Here is a 21,703-nt window from a genome sequence, read left to right as displayed (position 1 = left end):
TGGCAGAAGGGCATGAAAAAACGGGGTGGAGCCTGCGCCCCACCCCGTTCCTTCCAGCAGGAGATGTCCCCCGGTCCGCCTCTCAGAAGCGGACCTTGACGGACCCTGTCCCACCACTCTCGGTGGACTGGTTGCCATACTGCCCGATATAGGACAGGTCCAGGTCAACACGCTCGCTCACCCGGGCGGTCACACCAGCCTGCACGACGGCCGCATTTCTGGAAAGCAGCACACCGGCCACATCCATGTCACCGGCACCACTACCCATGGCGAAGGTCTCACGCTGGCGGGAGCCCGTCCGACCAAAGGCATGACGGTATGCAGCGGACAGGTGCGGCATGAAGACCGCCTTGCCAATGCCTACAGTCGTTGCCGTGCGGAAGCCGAAGCTCGAGAAGGTCACACCCGTATCCGTCCCGTGGCTGTGCAGGGCAGCCTCGTTGCCATGCTCACGATAGCTGTCGCTCTGCATGTTCACATAAGCCACGTTCATGAACGGCTCGAACATGCTGCGTTCCCCACGGAACTTGTAACCCAGCTCCCCGAAGCCCTGGGCCGTACCACCCAGATAGCTGCTGCTGAGACGCCCGCCATAATCACCCACGGCAACATGACGATGGGTATTGATGACGTTCCAGCTATAGATGGCCCCGAAGCGGAGATTCAGGCGACCCCAGTGCGTCCCGGCATAGGCACCAATGCTGATATTGTTGCTGTTGGCCGAGGAGGAACGACCACGCTGAACGTTGAACTGGGAATGACCGTAAGAGATCAGCCCGCCAACACGCCAGTTGCTATGGTTGATTGGCCCATCCGCCCCGATGACAAAGCCTGCGGTGTTATGGTGCATGAGGGCAGCATTGCCGTCCCCACTGTTGAAGCCCATGCCACCATAGGCCTGCCCCCACAGGACCGCATGATCGGAATAGCAGGCGCCATCCTTCCTGCGTGTCTTCAGGTCATAGAAGCTCTGGCCATTGTGACCATAGTCACAGTCGGCCGCAGCCAGACGGTTCAGGGCTGCATTGCGGATATAGAAGCTGTCCTGGATCAACCCTGTACGGATGGAGGCGTGAAGCTCACCAGACAGGTTGTTCAGCGCATGACGGGCCTGGTCTTTTGTCAGGACCGTCATGGCCTTGGCCAGATCACTGTTTTCGGAGATATGGTTCAGCCCTTCCCCGGCAGCGATCTCGTTGCGGGTCTGGCCCACATACTCGAAACCATGGATGGAACGACGCAGCATCACATCCACATCATTGCCCTGATAGACAAGACGAGGATCAAGATAGGCGTAATCCTGACCGATATTGGTCTCCAGGTCATCATAATGCCCATTCACGCCACCATTGGCCGTCAGCACATGGTAGGCCTGACCATATTTCAGGGCCGTCGGGTCCTTCACCTTCAGAGCCAGCGTACCCCCCTGGAGGTCCGCCTTGCCTGAGACCAGAACCTGGTCAGACTTCAGCTCGCTGTAGGAGAAGCCGTCCGGTGCGACCAGCTGACGCCCGGTCGCCTCATTGCTCCCGCGGATGGACAGGACCGAGCCCTTGGCCATGGTCAGATCACCCATGACATGCAGGGCACCCGCATCTGTCTCGTTGCCAGCCCCCAGCATACCACCGCTGGACACGACCGTGCTGCCCACGGAGCCATTACCGGCCAGAACGGCACCATGCTGCACGGTCATGGCAGAATGGCTCATGTTGCCATCAACAATCATGTCTCCGGACTGGATGTCCGTCGGACCATTGAAGCCGGAACCATCACCAGCAAACGTGAGCACCCCGGTGCCCGTCTTGGTCAGGGCATGATCACCGGCACTGCCATCATCCGTCAGGACGACATTATTGCCCAGTGTCATCCGGTTCTCATCCTGCACGTCGAACACTGCCCCCTTGGAGCCGATGGCCGTATTCACGTTGCTGGTCAGATCAGAACCCTTGATGTTCTGGAGCGTACCGCCATCCAGCGTCAGCTGGGCCTTGGCACCCTCTTCGGCCACCAGGCCGGGCTTGCCGTCAACATCACCAGCACTCAGCCTGCTGCCACTCAGCACATCGAGTCTGGCGTCGGTGCCATCAGCCGGAGCTGTCTCCGCTTTGGCAAACACGACCGGACCATGGCTGTGGAGAGCTGCACCATCAGAGAGGCTGACGTCACCCGCCTTGCCTGCACCAATCTTCACACTACTGTCTGTCGTCAGCTGAGCCTTCGCCCCGGCCAGAGCCAGCGTACCACCAGCCACGGAGACAGGCCCCCCAAGATGGGACTGGTCTGTCAACGTCTCATGACCACCGGAAAGTGTCAGCCCGCCATTGCCGGACAGGGACCCGGCATAGGTATCCTTGGCATTGGTCAGAGTCAGGGTGCCATTGAGAACACCATTTCCAGACCCGGCAAGGGAGCCGGCATCAGAACCATGATCCGTGACGCTGAAAGATCCGCCATTGGCCGCCAGCGTCCCGGCAATCTGGTTCCCGTCAAGGGTCAGGTCACCCTTGCTGTTGGTGACATCACCCGTGACATGGTTGCCTGCACCCAGCGTCATGCTGCCGCTGTTGTCCGCAGAGGCCAGAGTGCCACCCGTCGCCTTGAAGGTCGCCCCGTCAGCATTGGTCACGTGACCAGCCGTGCTGTCTGCCAGAGAGGCCGTACCAGCCTGGTTGGCAACATCGGCCAGCGTGGCGTTCTGTGCCGTCAGCTGACCATGGTTGGCCGTCGTCCCGGCAATCTGGTTCCCGTCAAGGGTCAGGTCACCCCTGCTGTTGGTGACATCACCCGTGACATGGTTGCCTGCACCCAGCGTCATGCTGCCGCTGTTGTCCGCAGAAGCCAGAGTGCCACCCGTCGCCTTGAAGGTCGCCCCGTCAGCATTGGTCACGTGACCAGCCGTGCTGTCCGCCAGAGAGGCCGTACCAGCCTGGTTGGCAACATCGGCCAGCGTGGCGTTCTGTGCCGCCAACTGACCATGGTTGGCCGTCGTCCCGGCAATCTGGTTCCCGTCAAGGGTCAGGTCACCCCTGCTGTTGGTGACATCACCCGTGACATGGTTGCCTGCACCCAGCGTCATGCTGCCGCTGTTGTCCGCAGAAGCCAGAGTGCCACCCGTCGCCTTGAAGGTCGCCCCGTCAGCATTGGTCACGTGACCAGCCGTGCTGTCCGCCAGAGAGGCCGTACCAGCCTGGTTGGCAACATCAGCCAGCGTGGCGTTCTGTGCCGTCAGCTGACCATGGTTGGCCGTCGTCCCGGCAATCTGGTTCCCGTCAAGGGTCAGGTCACCCCTGCTGTTGGTGACATCACCCGTGACATGGTTGCCTGCACCCAGCGTCATGCTGCCGCTGTTGTCCGCAGAGGCCAGAGTGCCACCCGTCGCCTTGAAGGTCGCCCCGTCAGCGTTGGTCACGTGACCAGCCGTGCTGTCCGCCAGAGAGGCCGTACCAGCCTGGTTGGCAACATCAGCCAGCGTGGCGTTCTGTGCCGTCAACTGACCATGGTTGGCCGTCGTCCCAGCAATCTGGTTCCCGTCAAGGGTCAGGTCACCCTTGCTGTTGGTGACATCACCCGTGACATGGTTGCCTGCACCCAGCGTCATGCTGCCGCTGTTGTCGGCAGAGGCCAGAGTGCCACCCGCCGCCTTGAAGGTCGCCCCGTCAGCATTGGTCACGTGACCAGCCGTGCTGTCCGCCAGAGAGGCCGTACCAGCCTGGTTGGCAACATCGGCCAGCGTGGCGTTCTGTGCCGTCAGGGTACCAGTGTTGGTCGTGGTCCCTGCAACCTTGCCACCATTGACGTCAGTCGCTGCAGCGTTGTTCAGCTTGCCAGCAAGGGACCCTGTCAGGTTCAGACGACCGTTCTGGACATCCGTATCCCCCGTGTAGCTGTTCGCCCCGCTGAGCGTTGTCGTGCCCTGCCCTTTCTGGACGAAGGAGCCGGTACCGGAGATCGTCTGACCCAACGTGACATCATTGCTGTGATCCACAGCCAGAGTCCCGTCATTGACAATGTCCTGCTGGCCGACAGACCCTGTCGTCCCACCATTGCCGAGCTGGAGCGTGCCAGCCTCAACATGGGTCGGCTTTGCAAAGTCATTGTCGGAGCTGAGGATGAGCGTACCAAGGTCCGTCTTTTCCAGCCCTGTGCCGCCATCAACCTTGCTGCCATCAATGACAGAAGCGATCTCTGCCGTGATGTCCTTGCCAGAAGACGTCCCGTCACCCACACGGATGACCGTCTTGCCGGTGGAGGCATACAGGTTGTCGCCTGTCACGAGGTAATTCTTGCCATCAAGGTTGGCAAACTGGGCACCGGAGAAGATGACCGGAGCCTGCGTGCCATCCTCGGCCTTGTCATTGACATGGACCGTACCGGCAGAGGCTGCAAAAATGGCCATGTTGCCATTCTGCCACTGGCCGTTGGCAGAGCCGTCGGCTGTAGCCCAGCTGGGTGTGCCCTGCGGTCTTGCCGCCGTCCAGACACCATCCCCACCGTCAATGCGGCCATTACCCCTTCCATCATCGGAGCGATGGGCGCTGCTGCCACCATCCCAGTAGTTGAATCCACCTGTATTGACCGCCAGGTTGACCTGATGGTCGATGGATGTCTGGACAACCATCCCCTCTGGAAGAGGCTTGGAGGCCACGTCAACCGACTGCTGGGTTCCAGAAAGCACACCACCGTAGCTGTACAGGCGGTACAGACCGGCCATCAGCGAAGAATTGTTCACATCCGGACCAGCATCAACCGGCTGGATGGACAGCGTGCCACCAAGCGCCAGGTTCCCCTTGACGTTGATGAAGTCGTTGTAGGCGCCACCTTCCGTATCAGCCTGCCCCAGACGGAAAACCTGACGGGACCCATCGGCCAGATTCAGGCTCCCGTTGACGGTCAGTGTGGACGGCGCCTCAGCCGTCCCGGCGGCCAGTGTCCCGCCAGAGCCGATATTCACATCGCCACCGATCGTCCCCGTACCGCGCAGCGTGGCGCCATCGGTAACGGATGTCAGACCCTTGGCGGCGCTGTTGTCACCGTTCACATCGAGCTGCCCGCCCGTCTGCACGAGAGTGTTGCCAGAATAGCTGTTATTGCCTGTCAGGACTTCGTGCCCACCAGAAACCGTCAGCCCGCCATTGCCACCCATGCTACCGGCATAGGTACTGCTGGCATCGGTCAGGTTCAGCGTGCCTTCCAACTGGGCATTGCCGCTCCCTTCAAGAGATCCGGCGGTGAAGCCGTTATTACCGATGGTGAGCTGGCCACCATGAGCTGCCAGCACGCCCTTTGTTTTGGAACCATCCAGCATCAGGTCGCCTGCGTGCTGGGCAATGCTCCCATGGACAATGACACCCTGATCCAGCGTCATGTTGCCATTGTTCACGACAGAGTCCAGCTGCCCGCCCGCTGCACTGAAGGTCCCGCCGGATTCGTTGGTGACATCAGCCAGTGTCGCCTTGCTGGCGGTCAGTGTTCCACTGTTCGTGGTCGTACCAGCAACACGTCCGCCAGTGATGTCTGTCGTTCCGGCATTGTTCAGCGCACTGGCAAGGCTCCCTTTCAGGGTCAGGCCACCATTCTGCGTGACATCGGTCTCACCCGTGTAGGTGTTGTTGCCTGCCAGGGTCTCACGTCCCCCGGAGATGGTCAGCCCGCCATTGCCGGAGATGTTGCCTGCATAGGTGTCAGCTGCCTTGGTCAGGTTCAGCGTGCCTTCCAGCTGACCATTCGCACGACCGGCAAGCGATTCTACACTGGCGCCACCGCTGGTAATGTCAAACGTGCCGCCCCTGGCAAAAAGCACGCCGTTGACCTGAGAATCATCAAGGGTCAGCTTGCCGTCATTCTGAAGGATATCACCATTGACGACACTCTTCTGCGCCAGAAGGAATGTCCCCGTGTTGGTGAACGTCGCCAGCTCACTGTCATAGAACTCTGCATCACCACCATTGGTGAAGTTGCCCTTCCTGGGCACGGAACCCGCCCGGTTGGTGAGGTCATCCTCATCCCCCATCCGGTTGGTGATCGTTGCTCCGGAATCCCCACTGCGGCCTGCCAGAACGTCCGAATTGCTCTCCGAGTCCGCAGCGGACGGGAGGCCCGGAACCTTGGAATGGACAGCCAGAACCTTGCCGGTATTCGCAAACCGCCCATCAACAACCGTATCCTTGAAGTCCAGCACGCTTTTTTCGGTGCTGGTCACTTCATGAACAAGCGTGTTCCTCAGGGTCGCATTGCCACCAAGATTGACAAGATTGGCCAGCGTGCTGTCCGTGGCCGTAAAGCTGCTGTTGTTCGTGACCACGCCCTTGACGTTGGTATGATCAACAGACGCCGTACCGATATTGGCCAGTGTCCCGTCCAGCTCACCACCCTTCTGCACATACGTGCCGTTGGTCTGGTTGATGACCTGACCCGACAGCGTCGCATCCGTCACGGACAGGGTACCGGCTTCCACGTTCGTCATGCCCTTGTAGGCAAGATTACCCGAAAGCCCCAGGGTCCCCGTGCCGGTCTTGTCGACCCCACCATCCCCCGTCAGGCCGCCTTTCCATGACATGGTGTTGCTGTCCTGGACATTGAACTCGTTCATGCCGGTCAGGTTGGCAGCAACCGTGCTGGTGAAGTCACGCCCCTGGATGTTCCGTATCGTGGCGGCATCAAGATTGATGGCAGCCTTGGCTCCGTCCTCTGCGGCGATGGCAGGAGAAGAGCCATCATCACCAGCTACCAGCACACCATGATCCAGCACATTCAGCGTGCCATCGGAGGCTGCGCCGGTCCCCGGCACACCGAAGCGGATCGTCCCGTCATTCTGGAAGCGCCCGCCATCAACCGTCACGGTCCCCTTGCCACCAGCACCGATGATCGTGTTGCCGTTCTGCATCGTACCATCGACACCGACAACGAGGCTCCCGTTGCCGCCATCCTCGCCAAACCTTGCTTCATCAGCGCGGAAGCTGGCACCGTCGCTGATATTCACAACACCGGTCCCCTCGTTACCGATGTGGGCATTGGTAGCTTCCACGGCAGAGCCACTGCCCGTCACATTCACCGTGCCAGTCAGGGACTGAGAGGCTGCGGCATAAAATTCATCAGCCTCAACACGGGAACCATTCTCGACGTTCAGCTCACCATTCTGGTCATTGCCAACGACAACATACATGCCCTCGTTGGTACGGTTGTTGATCTGTGCCCCATCCGTCAGTGTGGCATCGCTCTTCCCGATCGGGCCAGACCCACCACCATAAGTCGGGTCGCCGTTACCGATGAAGACGGACATCCGCTGTATCCTGGCGTCCGGACCTTCCAGCACCAGATGCCCCTCATTCCCCCGTGCCAGACCGACATCCAGCGGGCCCCGCGGGCTGCCTTTTTCCGTGAAGAAAGTTCCTTTGTCCCGCAGGATCAGCGTACCATTGCGGATGTCCACAGTGCCGTTGATCTGATTCTGGCCTGTCAGCACCTGTGTGCCAGACAGCAGGCTCAGGACACCCGTCCCCTTGAGAGACCCGCCATACGTCTCCCCTTTACCCTGCGTGATCGTCAGTTCCCCCTGATAAGGGGCGGACGGATCGGGAGACGGTGTCATGATATAGTTGTGGTTGTCGTCCGCCTTGTCGAGCACGGCATCTGCACTGCCTGCCAGGGACTGCACCAGCGTACCACGATGGCTCGCCCCGTTATGCCCGAAAATGGCCGTGCCCCCATCCAGATGCAGGGTACCAGCCACGCTTGTACCATCCAGACCGAGCTGACCATCCTTCTGGTACAGGTCCCCCTTGACCTCCGTTCCCTGGGGAAGGTTGCGCGTCTGAGTGTTCGTCATGTCTCCGGAAGAAACAGACGCACCATCATCGGCACGGGCCACACTGCCCACCCCAGCGACCAGGGATACTCCGCTGAGCAGAGCCAACATGTAACCAAAACGGCGATACCCTGCCTTGTGGCTCGCCAGATACCGCAGCGGGGCCTGCCCGCTCTGCCCAGTAATCAACACCGGCTTATCCTTGTAATATCCACACTGTTGCAACTGGAGGTGCTGCGTATACCTCCGCCCACTGTGGAAACCGGTACCTGGTGATTAGGGTCTAATTATCGCATAACTTTGGCAGAAACTTGACTAACCAATTACTTCTTTTAATTTGGTGTTAATATACTCTGTTATGTTAGGTAATTATGATATGTTTCATTAATAAATAATTTCCAATATTCATGAGGGAGCCCGCAGAACTCCCATTTGGCCTCCCATCACAGGGAGGCCACCAGCCACTCCGCCACACGGATGCCGTCAATCCCGGCGGAGAGGATTCCCCCAGCATAGCCAGCTCCCTCACCAGCAGGGAAAAGCCTCCGCAGAGCTGGACTCTGGCCCGTGGCGTCACGGTCAATCCGCAAGGGCGAGGATGTCCGTGTCTCGACACCGGTCATCACGGCATCATCCATGCTGTAACCCTTGATCCTGCGCTCGAACCGGGGCAGGGCTTCCCGGATGGAGGCCACCACGAAATCCGGCAGACAACGGGAAAGGTCAGTCGGCGTCACACCGGGCTGGTAAGAGGGCACGACCGTGCCCAGAGAGGTGGAGGCCCGCCCTGCAAGGAAGTCCCCCACACGCTGCGCCGGAGCACGATAATCCCCGCCACCTGCCACGAAGGCCGCCTTCTCCCACTGACGCTGGAAGGCGATCCCCGCCAGCGGCTCATCCGGGAAATCGACACCGGGGCGGACCTCCACCACGATGCCGCTATTGGCGTTCCGCTCGGCCCGGGAATACTGGCTCATCCCGTTCGTGACGACCTGATCCTTCTCCGAGGTTGCCGCCACGACCTGCCCACCGGGACACATGCAGAAGGAATAGACACCCCGCCCCGTGCTGGCATGATGCACCAGCTTGTAATCGGCCGCACCAAGCAGCGGATGCCCCGCCTGCGGGCCAAACCGGGCCACGTCGATCACCGCCTGCGGATGCTCGATCCGCACTCCGATGGAGAAAGGCTTGGCCTGCATCGGCACACCTTCCTCATGCAGCATGGCGAACGTGTCCCGGGCAGAATGACCGACCGCCAGAATGACCCGGTCAGCAGGCAGCACTTCCCCGGTGGAGAGACGCAGCCCCGTCACCTGTCGGCCACCACCCTCACAGGGTGCCGTCTCGATGCCCTCCAGCCGGGTCTCGAAACGGTATTCCCCTCCCAGCTCCTCGATCTGCGCCCGCAGGGACTGCACGACCGTCACGAGCCGGAACGTCCCGATATGCGGCTTGGAGAGGGTCAGGATTTCCTCCGGCGCACCGGCCTTCACGAACTCCTCCAGCACCTTGCGCCCCAGATGGCGGGGATCCGACACGCCGGAATAGAGCTTGCCATCGGAGAATGTTCCGGCTCCCCCTTCACCGAACTGCACGTTGCTTTCTGCCGTGAAGCGGGATTTCCGCCAGAGGGCGAACGTATCGACCGTACGGTCCCTCACGGCCCGGCCACGCTCTATGATGATCGGCTTCAGCCCCGCCTGGGCCAGCACGAGAGCTGCCATCAGGCCACAGGGCCCCGCCCCAATCACGACGGGCCGCTGCGTGCGCCCGGCGGCGTGAGAGGGCAGGACGGGCGGAATCCAGCGCATGTCCGGCGTCGGACGGACATGCTGGTCCCCGCTGAAACGGGCCAGCACGGCATCCAGCTCCCGCAACTCACAGTCCAGCGTATAGACGAGCTGGATGTTCCCCCGCCGTCGGGCATCATGCCCCCGGCGGAAGACATGATAGGCCAGCAGCTCCTCCGGCCTTACGGCCAGACGGGCCACGATGGCGGCCCGGAGGTCTTCCGGCGTGTGGTCGAGAGGAAGGGCAAGATTGCTGAGGCGGAGCATGGGGGAAAAGGCTGTCATGCCCGTTCCTTTAAAGCCAGCACCGGGGCACTGGCAAGCAGGGAGGACAGACAGGCCACCGGTCCCGGTCCCTGCCCTGCTCCATGTGAAACAGGACAAGAAAAATGGTGAAAGCTGGATAGGTCTAACTTATACTGCATCCCCTCATACATCTTCGTGCCTATCAGGGTTCCTCCATGACGACCACGCCCCATCCTCCACACGAGCCGGCAGAAGGCACAGCCTGCTCCCACCACGACCATGATCACCACGACGGGCATGGGCATGGGCATGGGCATGGGCACCATCATCATGGCGGGCACGGGCATGTCCACGCTCCGGCCTCCTTTGGTGGCACGTTCCTCATCGCCATCATCCTCAACACGCTCTATCTCGCCGGGGAAGCCGGATGGGGCTTCGCCGCCCACTCCCTCTCCCTGCTGGCCGATGCGGGGCACAATCTCTCGGACGTGCTGAGCCTGCTGGCCGCATGGGGGGCCCAGATACTCGCCCGCCGCACCCCCAGCGAACGCTTCACCTACGGGCTGAAACGCGCCACCATCCTGACGGCCCTGCTCAACGCCACCATCCTCCTGCTCGTCACCGGGGGCATCATCTGGCAGGCCATCTGGCACCTCATCCATCCCGAAACCGTGCAGGGACAGACCATCAGCATCGTGGCGGGCATCGGCATCCTCATCAATGGCGGGACGGCCCTGCTGCTCATGCGGGGCGCCCATCATGACCTGAACATGCGGGGAGCCTTCCTGCACATGGCCTCCGATGCCCTCATGGCCCTGGGCGTGGTCATTGCCGGTGTCCTCATCACGCTGACCGGCTTCTCCTGCATCGACCCTCTGGCCAGCCTCATCGTGTCGGGACTCATCATCTGGGGGACATGGTCCCTGCTGACCCATGCACTCGGCCTGGCCCTTGATGGCGTGCCGCAGACCATCACTCCCCGTGCCGTGGAAGACGCCCTGCGGAGCCTGCCCGGCATTGCCGACCTGCATCACCTTCACATCTGGCCCATCAGCACGACCGAGACAGCCCTGACGGTCCATCTGGTCCTCCACCCCGTGCCGGAAGACTGCACCATTCTGGAAGCCCAGAGCCGGACGGCCGACCTTCTGGCCCGGGCGACCATCCTGCTGCGGGAGGAATTCGCCATAGGCCATCCCACCTTCCAGGTGGAACCGCCCGAAGGAGCCGGCTGCGCCACACCCGGCTGCAACACCCCCCACACCGCCCCGAAAGAGACGGACTGCACCCATGACCACCACCACGCCTGAAAGCGCCGTGCCAAGGGAGAACACGACCACGCCACTCCGCCTGCGGGTGGCCCGTCTTTCCATCCTCGTCAGCCTCGTGGTGCTGGGCATCAAATATGCGGCATGGGCCGTCTCCGGCTCCGGTGCCCTGCTGTCCGATGCCATCGAGACCATCCTCAACGTTCTGGCCTCCGTCGGCACGCTCTGGGCCGTGGCCTTTGCCGCCCGCCCGGCAGATGACAACCACCCTTACGGGCACGGCAAGGCGGAATATGTCTGGGCCGTCATCGAGGGGGTTCTCGTGGTGCTGACGGCCCTGGTCATCCTGGCCATCGCCGGGCACGATGCCCTGCACATACAGGCCCCGGAAGCCCCCCTGCCGGGGGCGCTCCTCAATGCCTCTGCCGGGGTCATCAACCTCATCTGGGCCCTCATCCTACGACGGATGGGCCGGACACATCACTCACAGGCCCTTAGTTCGGCCGGGGATCATGTTCTCTCCGATGTCTGGGCCAGCCTGGCCCTGCTGGTCGGTGTCTGCCTCATCCCCCTGCTGCACTGGCTCTGGCTGGACCCGCTGCTCTCCGCCCTCGTGGCCCTGAATGTCCTCTGGACCGGCTTCGGCATGATGCGCCATTCCATGACCGGCCTGCTGGACGAGGCTCCACCGCCGGAACTGGTCCATGAGGTCGGCCAGACCATCACGCAGGCAGGCCAGGGAGCACTGGAGGCCCACGACCTCCGCATGAGGCGGGTGGGGTCCCTCTATTTCGTGGAGTTCCACCTCATCGTGCCGGATGAGATGCGCATCACGGACGCCCATGACATCTGCGACCGGATCGAAAATGCCATCCGGGCCGTGCTGGGCCGCTCCTCCATCCATATCCATGTGGAGCCGGAGGACCTCGCCAAACGCCACAAGCCCGGGGCCAGCGGTGTGCTCGTCATGTAACCGTCATGTCACATCTGCCATGCAAAACCATGGCCCCCCTTGACCGCAGGGAAGGCTCCGTCCGAAACAGGGCATGACCTCTTCACCCCCAGCCCTGTGGCGGATCCACCCCAGACGTGTCCGATTCTTCCCAAAGCGCCCCCGCTCCTGCCCCCGGTTCACCCCACGCCATGAGGCGGCGCAACCGCATCACGCATTTCCGCCGTTCGGCCCGGATGCGCACCTCGCAGTGGCGACGGACCTTCATCTTCTGGGCCGGGGCCATCACGGTCGGCATTGCGGCGTGGCTGTTCGCCCGGGCGGCTGACTATGCCAGCTCCCTCTGCATGGGCCTCCAGCACTGGAATCCCTATGTCATGTTCGCTGTCATTCCCAGCGGGCTCGCCCTCTCCATGTGGCTGACAAAACGCTTCTTCCCCGGGGCGCAGGGGTCCGGCATCCCGCAGACCATCGCCACGCTGCATATTGAGGACTTCTCCCTCGTCAACCGCATCCTTGCCCTGCGCATTGCCGTCGGAAAGGTGTGCATGACCACACTCGGCCTGCTCTGCGGAGCCTCCATCGGGCGGGAAGGCCCCACGGTGCAGGTCGGGGCGGCCATCATGAACGCCTATTCCCGCTTCTTGGGCCATGCCAACGTCTCGACCCGTCGGGGTGTCATCCTGGCAGGCGGGGCTGCCGGTGTGGCCGCCGCCTTCAACACGCCGCTGGCTGGCATTGTCTTCGCCATCGAAGAACTGGCCAGTTCCTTCCAGCAGCGGACATCCGGCGTGATGCTGACGGGCGTCGTCCTCGCCGGTGTGACAGCCATTGTCCTGACGGGCGGAAACTATACCTATTTCGGCCATGCCTCGGTGGATGTTCCCGTCGGAACGGCCTGGATTGCCGTGCTGGCCTGCGGCATTCTCGGCGGGCTGGGCGGGGGGCTCTTCTCCACCATTCTCATCCGGGTCGGCAAGGGTCTGCCCGGCTTCATCGGGTCCATCCAGAAGAACCGGCCCATCCTGTTCACGGCCCTGTGCGGGATCATCCTCGCCATGCTGGGCTTTGCCAGCCACGGTGACACGTTTGGCACGGGCTATGTGCAGGCCCATCATCTGGTGGCTGGCTCCCGCCATGCCCACATGTCCTATTTCCTGATGAAATATGCCGCCACCATCATCTCCTACTGTTCCGGCATACCGGGCGGGCTGTTTGCGCCGTCCCTCTCCATAGGAGCCTCGGTGGGGGGCTGGGTTGCCCGCTTCCTGCCTCACACAGCCCCCGGAGCCGTCGTGCTGCTGGGCATGGTCGGCTATTTCTCCGGTGTGGTGCAGTCCCCGCTGACAGCCACCGTCATCGTGATGGAAATGTGCGACAACCAGCAGATCACCCTGGCCCTGCTGGCCACGGCTTTTCTGGCCTTTGGTGTCTCACGCATGGTCTGCCCCCACTCCCTCTACGGGCGTCTGGCCGACCAGTTCATGGCCCGGCAGGAAGGGTATCTCCAGAAGAAACACGAAGAGAACAAACAGTCCAAGGACTGAGAAAAAAAAGATGGTCTGCCGGACTGGAGGCAGACCATCCCTGATGGCCATCAGCCCTGAGCGGACAAGTCCACAACCCCGACATAGCCTTCTTCGGTCCCGAAGATGACGGCTCCCCCCTGCGGGGTGAAGGCGATGGCATTCACAGCACCACGGGCGGCACCACCGCTGCGCTGGCCATTGCAGAGTGGCAGGATGCGGCCCTCTCCTGCGGCAGCCTCGTCAGCATGATTGGGCACTTCCGCCAGAAGGACCGTGCCATCCTCAAACCCGATAGCCAGAATGTCATCCGTGGGATGGGCACAGACGCAGGTCACGAACAGCCCCGGCAGGCGGGCCAGCTCCATGGGGGGCTTGCCCATCGGCCCCCCCCCGAAGAACGGCCACAGCACGGCGGCATCCGCCCCTGATGTGGCCAGCCAGCGACCCTTGCGGGTGAAGCTCATGGACCCGATCTTGCGGGGATAGCCACTCATGCGCATGTTGTGCCCGTCAGACAGACGCCAGCCATGCAGCTCATTCTCCTGCATGCTCGTCACCAGTGCCTCGCCGCCCGGATGGATGCACAGCCCGGTATGGCTGCCCTTCCATTCCAGCGAACGGACATTGGCGTCCTTCGCCTGCACGAACCACATGGACACGCCATTATAATGCGAGGCAGCCAGCCTCTTGCCTTTGGCATCGAAGGCAAGACCGCTCAGGGCCGAAGGATGCTCCAGCACCTTCAGGGGTTCATCCGCGCCGTGGGCGTAGAGATGAACCTCCTTCCTGCTGGCGCAGGCCCAGTGGGTAGGCGTACTGGCCAGACAGTCCACCCAGCCACGGCCCTCATGACGGTCTGTCATGGTGCCATCGGCCCGTGTTTCCACGACACGGCCATCTTCCCCGCCACTGAGGAAGCTGTCCTTCCCGCAACCCTGCGCAAGGGACACCGCCCCGTCATGCACAGACAGGCACTGCCAGTCTTCGGAAGCCCGCAGGCCGTCCCGGGAGATGAGGATGAGCTCTCCATCCATCGTCAGGGCGGCAAAGGTCCGGCCATCACGGCTGGCCTGCACGCCGGTGATCGGAGCCTCAAACTGACGCTCGGCCCCACGGGTCTGCAACAGGGTCCTGCTCTGCGGCGCACTCATACGGCCACGCACCCTTCAAAGCCACGCTGAAGCTGGGCACAGTCCAGCTTGCGGCCGATGAACACGATGCGGGACTGTTTCGTCTCTCCCGCCCTGAACGGCCCGATATAATCGCCATCCGCCATCATGTGCACGGCCTGGAAGGCAAAACGCTCATCCTTGCCCCTGAAATGCAGGATGCCCTTTGCCCGCAGGATGTCCGGTCCCTGCTCCTGCAGGACAAGGCCGATCCAGGCGTGGAAACGTTCCTCATCCAGCGGTTCCGTGACGGTGAAGGAGTGACTCGTCACATCCTCGCTATGGGCGTGATGATGCCCGCCCGGCCCGTGGGCTGCCTCATGATGGTGGTCGTGGTCATGACAATGGCAATGGTCGTGATCGTGATCGTGATCGTGATGATGGTGGTCATGCCCGTCCTCCTCAAGGAAGTCCGGCATGGTGGACAGGGCACGCCTGAGGTCGAACCCGCCACGGTTGAGGATGTTATCCAGAGCCACCTTGCCCCGCTCGGCCCGATGAATCCGCACGACGGAATTGATGGCCCGCAGCTTCTGCTCCACCCCGGCCAGTGCGGCCTCATCCAGAAGGTCACATTTGTTCAGGATGATGACATCGGCAAAAGCCACCTGATTGACGGCTTCCGGGCTTTCCTTGAGGGTCTGGAGCACGTTGTAGGCGTCCACGACCGTCACGACGGCATCCAGCTCGGCTTTTTCACGGATGCCCTCATCCACAAAGAAGGTCTGCGCCACGGGGGCCGGATCGGCCAGGCCGGTAGTCTCGACGATGATGCCATCAAATTTGCCACGGCGGCGCAGCAGACGGCTGAGAATCCGGATGAGATCGCCCCGCACCGTGCAGCAGATGCAGCCATTGTTCATCTCGAAGATTTCTTCGTCAGCATCGACCACCAGATCATTGTCGATGCCCAGCTCCCCGAACTCATTGACCACCACGGCGTAATTCCGCCCGTGATCGGCTGTCAGGATGTGGTTGAGCAGCGTGGTCTTGCCCGCTCCCAGAAAGCCGGTAAGAACCGTGACGGGGATTTTTCTGGTCTGTGAATCAGCCATGATGTCTGTCCTTGTTCTCCTTGAGAGTTGAGCTGAGCATACTCTTCTCCCGTCTCAAAACCAAAAAGAAGAACAGGTGGTTGCATAACCCGCCGCCCCTATCCCAATATGGGCGGAGAGGCCGGAAGGGCCTTGCCCGCCCCCGCATGATGAGGGGCCGCCCTCCAGGTCCGGGCCGAGGCATGATTCATTCCGCATCCTCCGCCCTCATTTTCTGATGGAGACAAACCCATGAATGAAAACACCATTCTCATTCCCGGTTTTGACAGACCCGTATCACGCGTTGCCCTTGGCACATGGGCCATTGGCGGCTGGATGTGGGGCGGCCCTGATGACGACAATGCCGTCCGTACCATCCACCGTGCCCTTGATGAAGGCGTGGACCTGATCGACACCGCTCCGGTCTATGGCTTTGGTCATTCCGAGGAAGTCGTGGGCCGTGCTCTGGCAGAAAAACCCCACAGGGCCCGCATCGCCACCAAGCTCGCACTGGACTGGAACGACGATCACCAGCCGTTCCGCAATTCCAGCCCTGCCCGCATCCGCAAGGAAGTGGAAGACTCCCTGCGCCGCCTGCGTGTCGAGACCATCGACCTCGAGCAGGTTCACTGGCCGGACCCCAACACGCCGATCGACGAGACGGCCCGTGAGCTCCAGAAGCTCCACAAGGAGGGGAAAATCCGTGCCCTTGGCGTAAGCAACTACTCCCCGGAGCAGATGGACATCTTCCGTGAGGTGGCCCCGCTGGCCAGTGTCCAGTCCCCCTACAATCTCTTTGAACGTGAGATTGAAAAGGACGTGCTGCCCTATGCGAAGACGCACAAGCTCGTCACGCTGGCCTATGGCCCGCTCTGCCGTGGCCTGCTGACCGGCAAGATGACAGCGGACAAGACCTTCCCGGAAAGTGATCTGCGGTCTGGCGACCCCAAGTTCCAGAAAGAGCACTTCAAGGACTATCTGGCTGCTGTGGACGAGCTGAAGACGATTGCGGACCGCCACGGCAAGTCCCTCATGGTGCTGGCCATCCGCTGGGTGCTGGACCAGGGACCGACCATTGCCCTGTGGGGTGCCCGCAAGCCGGAACAGATTGATGGTGTTGCGGATGTCTTCGGCTGGCAGCTGACCGATCAGGACAGGAAGGATATTGACGCCATTCTGGAACGTCATGTCCCCACACCCATCTCTCCTGCCTTCATGGCCCCACCAGCCCGGAAGTCATGAGAAAAAACTTCACGTTAAATTGAAGCAATATGGCGAAGAAGTGGCATGGCTTTCTCGCCACTTCTTCTGCTGCTTTTGGACCAGAACATGACATGGGCCAACATACGAAAAAATATGAAGTCCTTCTTTTTGAAGTTAACTTTATATTAGTTTTTATACAACTTTAATGCCATTTTTTGTTAAGAAAATTATAAGATGAACGACCTATATCCTTTCCGGAGAGCAAGCCTTACCTCCGAAGGATACAGACGTTGGCTGGTAACCCGAAACCTGTTGTCGCTACCGGGACCTACCTGGTGGATATCGCCTCCCTGACAGTTGACCCGAGAACGAAACGGGCCACCATCTCCAATCCCAAATACAACGTGGAAGCCACTTTCACGACCCATACCCCGACCGGTCGCAATGACAAGAAGGTCCAGGATTTCACCTTCCAGGATCCGCAAACGAAAAAACAGCTTACCGGCAGTTATGATTACTCATGGGGCAACAAGTCGGTAAACGGCTTCATCATCGGCAATGGGTCGGGGGGCTATTACATCATCACCTCCGCCGTGCCTGGCAGCTCCTCATCCACCATTGATGGTGCCACCCTGCTTGACCCCTCGGAGGCACGTTACACTTACATCAACGATTCCTCCAGAAACTGGGCCAATGGCAACTTCTTCGACCTCGATCTGAATGGTCAGCATTATTACTTCCATCAGGACAATGATGGTACAGCCACTGATGGTGCTCTGAACGAACAGTTTACCTTCAATACATGCTTTCTGGCTGGCAGCCTGATCGAAACGCCAGACGGCCCCCGCAAGGTGGAAGAGCTCAAGACTGGTGATGTCATTCTCACCCACAACCCCATCAGCGGGCAGACCCTGCCGCAACGTCTCACATGGGCAGGCAGAAGTCGGCTGCGGATAACATCCTCCCCCCATATGGATATGGCCGGCTACCCTGTACGGATCAGAAAAGACGCCCTGGCGGATGGCGTACCCTCCGAAGACCTTCTGGTTACGGCGGAGCACTGCCTGTTTCTTGATGACCGCTTTGTCCCTGCCCGCATGCTGGTCAATGGCCGGTCCATCCATTTCGAGATGACAGACAGAATCCGGCAGATGGCCTGCGACATTTTCCACATTGAGACGGAAATGCACAGCGTCATCTTCGCCAATGATGTGATGACGGAAAGCTATCTGGATACGGGCAACCGTTACCAGTTCGTGGGGTCCAGCCACGACAGTCATACAGGCAATGTCATCACCCATGACTTCTCTACACGGAAACGGTCATGGTACCGTGATGCCGCTGCTCCCCTGTGCACGGCCCGGGAATTCGTGGCGCCCCTTCATCAGGGATTCCTCCAGCGTGCAGAAGAGCTGAGTTTCCCCATCCAGCACCCCTACAAGGCTGAGGCCCTTTGCGAGGATCCAGCCTTCCACCTGGTCACGGACCGGGGAGAGGTCCTGCATGAGAAGCGGACATCCGCAGGGTACCGGCTCTTTTCCATTCCCCTCGGAACAACCCATGTCACGCTGGTCTCCAGAACAGGCCGCCCCTGTGACACTCACGGCCCCTTTGTTGATGACCGGCGCACACTAGGGGTACTGGTCGGAGAAATTCTCCACTTCCAGGCTGCCCATTCCACCAGCATCGACACACACCTGACGACCGATCAGCTGGATGGCTGGTGCGGGCTGGAAAACCCCTCCATGCGCTGGACGCAGGGGGCTGCAAGACTCCCTCTCCCCAGTCAGCCGGAATACAATGATGGTGTGGAGACGGGGCTGCTGGCCATACAGATCATGGCGGCAGGCCCCTATCCCCTGTCTGCCAACAACTCTCTGGAAGATGGAGCTGACATGACGACACAGCCCGGTCTCGTCAGGGCTGTATAACGAAGGAAAACTGGGGGCGTCTGATACTGGTTCCCACGAAACACCAAGAGAACATGAGTAGCAAAGGAACCTTCCTTCCGCTCTTGTGCACCTGAAATGCGCTACCTGCCCGATCAGAAAATACGATTTACCAGAAAAAAGAATGTACATTTATTGATATTTGGTTAATTTTACTCAAAAGACAATTGAATTTGCACTTAAAATATTATTATTATACGGTAAAGGAAAGATTGGCTCTTTTGGAGAATCATGCATGCCCGGCAATCCGCAGCCTGTCGTTGCACTTGGAACATATAGAGTAAATATTGCATCCCTATCTGTTGACGCAAATGGAAATGGCTACATAACATCCCAGTTGTTTGGTGTTGATGCCACTTTTACAACTCACACCCCTACCCAAACATCTGACCAAAAGGTACAGGACTTTGTAATAAAGGATCCGAATACGGGAAGTGTCATTACATCTGGTGGTTATGATTTCTCTTGGGGAAATAAGGCTGTAAATGGTTTTATCATTGGTAATGGCAGTGGTGGGTATTACGTTATCACGTCTGATGTTCCGGGCAGCTCATCTTCCAGTATTGATGGACGCTCCCTGATCGACCCAACACAAGCGCAGTATTCATACAGTTTTAATTTTCGACTTCCTTGGTCTATCGGGAACAATTTTACTCTTTGGTTAAATGGAATTCCTTACACCTTCAAGCAGGACGATAACGGTACAGCAACAGATGGCTCACTTGGCCAGAAATTTACATTTGATACATGCTTTCTTTCTGGAACCATGATTGAAACCCTCTCAGGGCCGAAAAAGATAGAAAATTTGACCAGAAATGACATTGTAATTACTTTCAATCCTGAATCGGGGCGAAATGAGCCTCTTCCCCAGCATGTTGTCTTCTGCCAACAGAGCAGGGTCCGTATAGACTCATCTCTCCCCTTGGACATGGCCGGCTATCCGGTCCGTATCAAAAAAAATGCACTGGCAGACAATGTACCTTCCGAGGATCTTCTGGTTACAGCGGAGCACTGCCTGCTTCTGGAGAAACATTTTATTCCAGTCCGTATCATGGTGAACGGACGATCAATATATTATGATACGAGCATGCACGATACATCCAAAAAGAGCGGACCATTCTTTTATTATGACATATTTCATATAGAAACATCAAAACACAGCATCATTTCTGCAAATAATGTTCTTACGGAAAGTTATCTCAATACAGGAAACCGTTTCCAGTTTCAGCGAGATAATGGAGACACAAACGTCATAGAATATGATTTTACTTCAAAAAATCTATCATGGGAGAAAGATGCTGCAGCGCCATTATGCACAGCAGAAAATTTTGTAGCTCCTATCCATCAAAAGCTGCTTGAACGTGCAAAACAGCTTCTGTTTCCAGTTCAGCACGCCTACAAAACTGAAACCGTGTCCCGCAATCCTGCCTTGCAACTACTCACGGAACAGGGGCATGTTCTTCAGGAAAAACGGTCCTCAAACAACTACAAAGTATTTCACATACCTGCCGTGGTAAAAAGAGTAACCATCCTCTCAAAAACAGGAAGACCTTATGACGTCCATGGTCCTGTCGTGGATGACAGGCGCGAGCTTGGCGTTTTGGTAGGAGAAATACTTTATTTCCATGGAATAGATTGCATAAATATCGATAGACACCTAACACATGAAGATATGGAAGGCTGGTTCGATTTGGAAAATTCTAAAATGAGGTGGACTAAAGGAGCGGCTACCCTTGATCTACCCCATACCAGTCAACACTCTGTAACGGAAGCTGGACTGCTGGCCATCGAAATCATTTCCGCTGGGCCTTATCCGGCTGATGCAGAACATCTGCTGACGACCTATCAAAACGAACTGAAATACAAACCCGTCAAAAAAGCGGGATAAATCAATGGATAACGGAGAGCCTGTTCCAACACCGCATTGGATCAATGCTCTCCGTTTCCTGCCATATATGCCAACCTTTACTGGCCGGATGGAGCAACGGCAGTTGGTGTCAGGGTCATGCCCGGAATACCAAGGGCCTGTTTCTCTGCCGGGGTCATGATCCAGCTGTCCTGCTGTGTATCCGGGGAGCCTTCACCATGGAACTCCCGGATCCTCTTCTTTGATTTCTTGTGCGTGTGCTTACGCACATACTGATGCTTCTTGCGGACAATCCGGCTCAGGTCTTTTTCAACATGCACGGCCGTCACGTCATTATCCGCATCAACCGTAATCCTGTTCCACATGAACATGGCTGGTGCCACATCATGCTGTGAGGGCTTCCCCTGCTGGGCAGCTGCCTCGTCATTGACATAAAAATGAGGCCGTGTGGCGAGAAGCCAGCTACCAGCCGGAAGGTTGGCAAACACCAGCTGACAGGCATCATTGCGGGCAGCATGCCGTACCAGGGCAAGGGCCTTGCTGTTGCCAATTTTCTCCCTGAACCCCGCCTGTGCCATGTCGATGCGGAGATAATCACGGAAATACGGGGCGTCCGGCATCAGCACGACATCCACATCAGCAACCCTGCAGGAAAGCTGTGGATGGAGGTTATCGTGGCCAGAAATCTGCACGGCCAAAGTCCTGTTACCTGGCTGTCCAGCCCAGGCCAGCTGCTTGGCCTTGAAATTTCCATCATAGCCGGAGCATCCGCTCAACAGTCCCATGATCCCGGCAAGTCCTGCCAGAGTATACAGTCTCATTTTTCCAAAAACCATTATCCGGAATGACCCTTCTTCCAGTGACGTCAAATCTCTATGGCGCAGCCATA

Annotated in this window: 11 protein-coding genes; 6 read left to right on the top strand and 5 right to left on the bottom strand. The window is 59.2% G+C overall.

The window, feature by feature from the left end; all coding sequences use genetic code 11:
* Positions 1-82: 82 nt before the first annotated feature.
* Positions 83-7,996 carry an autotransporter domain-containing protein gene (locus GM608_RS01910; protein ID WP_333644895.1) on the bottom strand — a complete coding sequence of 2,638 codons (7,914 nt, stop codon included), beginning with the start codon at positions 7,994-7,996 and terminating at the stop codon, positions 83-85.
* Positions 7,997-8,247: 251 nt separating this feature from the next.
* On the bottom strand, positions 8,248-9,864 hold the full coding sequence (locus tag GM608_RS01905) for an FAD-dependent protein (RefSeq protein WP_333645106.1): 1,617 nt from the start codon (positions 9,862-9,864) through the stop codon (positions 8,248-8,250).
* Positions 9,865-10,058: 194 nt separating this feature from the next.
* Here GM608_RS01905 and GM608_RS01900 point away from each other — a divergent pair, with 194 nt between their 5' ends.
* The 3 genes from GM608_RS01900 to GM608_RS01890 all read left to right on the top strand — a co-directional run bounded on the left by GM608_RS01900 (position 10,059) and on the right by GM608_RS01890 (position 13,610).
* Positions 10,059-11,153, top strand: a complete 1,095-nt coding sequence (locus tag GM608_RS01900; protein WP_333644893.1) for a cation diffusion facilitator family transporter — start codon at positions 10,059-10,061, stop codon at positions 11,151-11,153.
* The gene (locus tag GM608_RS01895) at positions 11,134-12,084 is read left to right on the top strand and encodes a cation diffusion facilitator family transporter (RefSeq protein WP_052349165.1); all 951 of its coding nucleotides are present in this window, start codon (positions 11,134-11,136) and stop codon (positions 12,082-12,084) included. Before GM608_RS01900 ends, GM608_RS01895 begins: the two co-directional genes overlap by 20 nt.
* A gap of 170 nt (positions 12,085-12,254) precedes the next feature.
* A complete protein-coding gene (locus GM608_RS01890; RefSeq protein WP_103765828.1) occupies positions 12,255-13,610 on the top strand; it encodes a chloride channel protein in 1,356 nt (451 codons plus the stop codon).
* Positions 13,611-13,660: 50 nt separating this feature from the next.
* On the opposite strand, the gene GM608_RS01885 is transcribed toward GM608_RS01890, so the two are convergent.
* Both GM608_RS01885 and GM608_RS01880 read right to left on the bottom strand, forming a co-directional pair.
* Positions 13,661-14,743 carry a WD40 repeat domain-containing protein gene (locus GM608_RS01885; protein ID WP_043560946.1) on the bottom strand — a complete coding sequence of 361 codons (1,083 nt, stop codon included), beginning with the start codon at positions 14,741-14,743 and terminating at the stop codon, positions 13,661-13,663.
* The gene (locus GM608_RS01880; RefSeq protein WP_333644891.1) at positions 14,740-15,816 is read right to left on the bottom strand and encodes a GTP-binding protein; all 1,077 of its coding nucleotides are present in this window, start codon (positions 15,814-15,816) and stop codon (positions 14,740-14,742) included. Before GM608_RS01880 ends, GM608_RS01885 begins: the two co-directional genes overlap by 4 nt.
* A gap of 231 nt (positions 15,817-16,047) precedes the next feature.
* Between GM608_RS01880 and GM608_RS01875 the strand changes: the two genes are divergently transcribed.
* From GM608_RS01875 to GM608_RS01865, 3 genes are all read left to right on the top strand, one after another.
* A complete protein-coding gene (locus GM608_RS01875) occupies positions 16,048-17,037 on the top strand; it encodes an aldo/keto reductase (protein ID WP_081562594.1) in 990 nt (329 codons plus the stop codon).
* 251 nt (positions 17,038-17,288) lie between these two features.
* Complete coding sequence (locus GM608_RS01870) at positions 17,289-18,929, top strand: Hint domain-containing protein (protein ID WP_333644890.1); 1,641 nt, start codon at positions 17,289-17,291, stop codon at positions 18,927-18,929.
* Between the two features lie 253 nt (positions 18,930-19,182).
* Positions 19,183-20,835 (top strand): Hint domain-containing protein, encoded by a 1,653-nt coding sequence (locus GM608_RS01865; protein WP_333644889.1) that lies wholly within the window; start codon positions 19,183-19,185, stop codon positions 20,833-20,835.
* Between the two features lie 77 nt (positions 20,836-20,912).
* Here the strand turns inward: GM608_RS01865 and GM608_RS01860 are convergent, their stop codons facing one another.
* The gene (locus GM608_RS01860; protein WP_146046941.1) at positions 20,913-21,635 is read right to left on the bottom strand and encodes a hypothetical protein; all 723 of its coding nucleotides are present in this window, start codon (positions 21,633-21,635) and stop codon (positions 20,913-20,915) included.
* Between the last annotated feature and the right edge of the window lie 68 nt (positions 21,636-21,703).

It is taken from the genome of Bombella sp. ESL0380 (assembly GCF_009725805.1).
Taxonomy (GTDB): Bacteria; Pseudomonadota; Alphaproteobacteria; order Acetobacterales; family Acetobacteraceae; genus Bombella; species Bombella apis.
Note: the sequence above shows the minus strand (reverse complement) of the source record. Positions and strands in the feature narration are given on the sequence as shown.

Excerpts from the sequence above, each read along its gene's own strand:
- GM608_RS01905 (WP_333645106.1), bottom strand. The coding sequence starts at position 9,864 with ATGCTCCGCCTCAGCAATCTTGCCCTTCCTCTCGACCACACGCCGGAA.
- GM608_RS01900 (WP_333644893.1), top strand. The coding sequence starts at position 10,059 with ATGACGACCACGCCCCATCCTCCACACGAGCCGGCAGAAGGCACAGCC.
- GM608_RS01895 (WP_052349165.1), top strand. The coding sequence starts at position 11,134 with ATGACCACCACCACGCCTGAAAGCGCCGTGCCAAGGGAGAACACGACC.
- GM608_RS01890 (WP_103765828.1), top strand. The coding sequence starts at position 12,255 with ATGAGGCGGCGCAACCGCATCACGCATTTCCGCCGTTCGGCCCGGATG.
- GM608_RS01885 (WP_043560946.1), bottom strand. The coding sequence starts at position 14,743 with ATGAGTGCGCCGCAGAGCAGGACCCTGTTGCAGACCCGTGGGGCCGAG.
- GM608_RS01880 (WP_333644891.1), bottom strand. The coding sequence starts at position 15,816 with ATGGCTGATTCACAGACCAGAAAAATCCCCGTCACGGTTCTTACCGGC.
- GM608_RS01875 (WP_081562594.1), top strand. The coding sequence starts at position 16,048 with ATGAATGAAAACACCATTCTCATTCCCGGTTTTGACAGACCCGTATCA.
- GM608_RS01865 (WP_333644889.1), top strand. The coding sequence starts at position 19,183 with ATGCCCGGCAATCCGCAGCCTGTCGTTGCACTTGGAACATATAGAGTA.
- GM608_RS01860 (WP_146046941.1), bottom strand. The coding sequence starts at position 21,635 with ATGAGACTGTATACTCTGGCAGGACTTGCCGGGATCATGGGACTGTTG.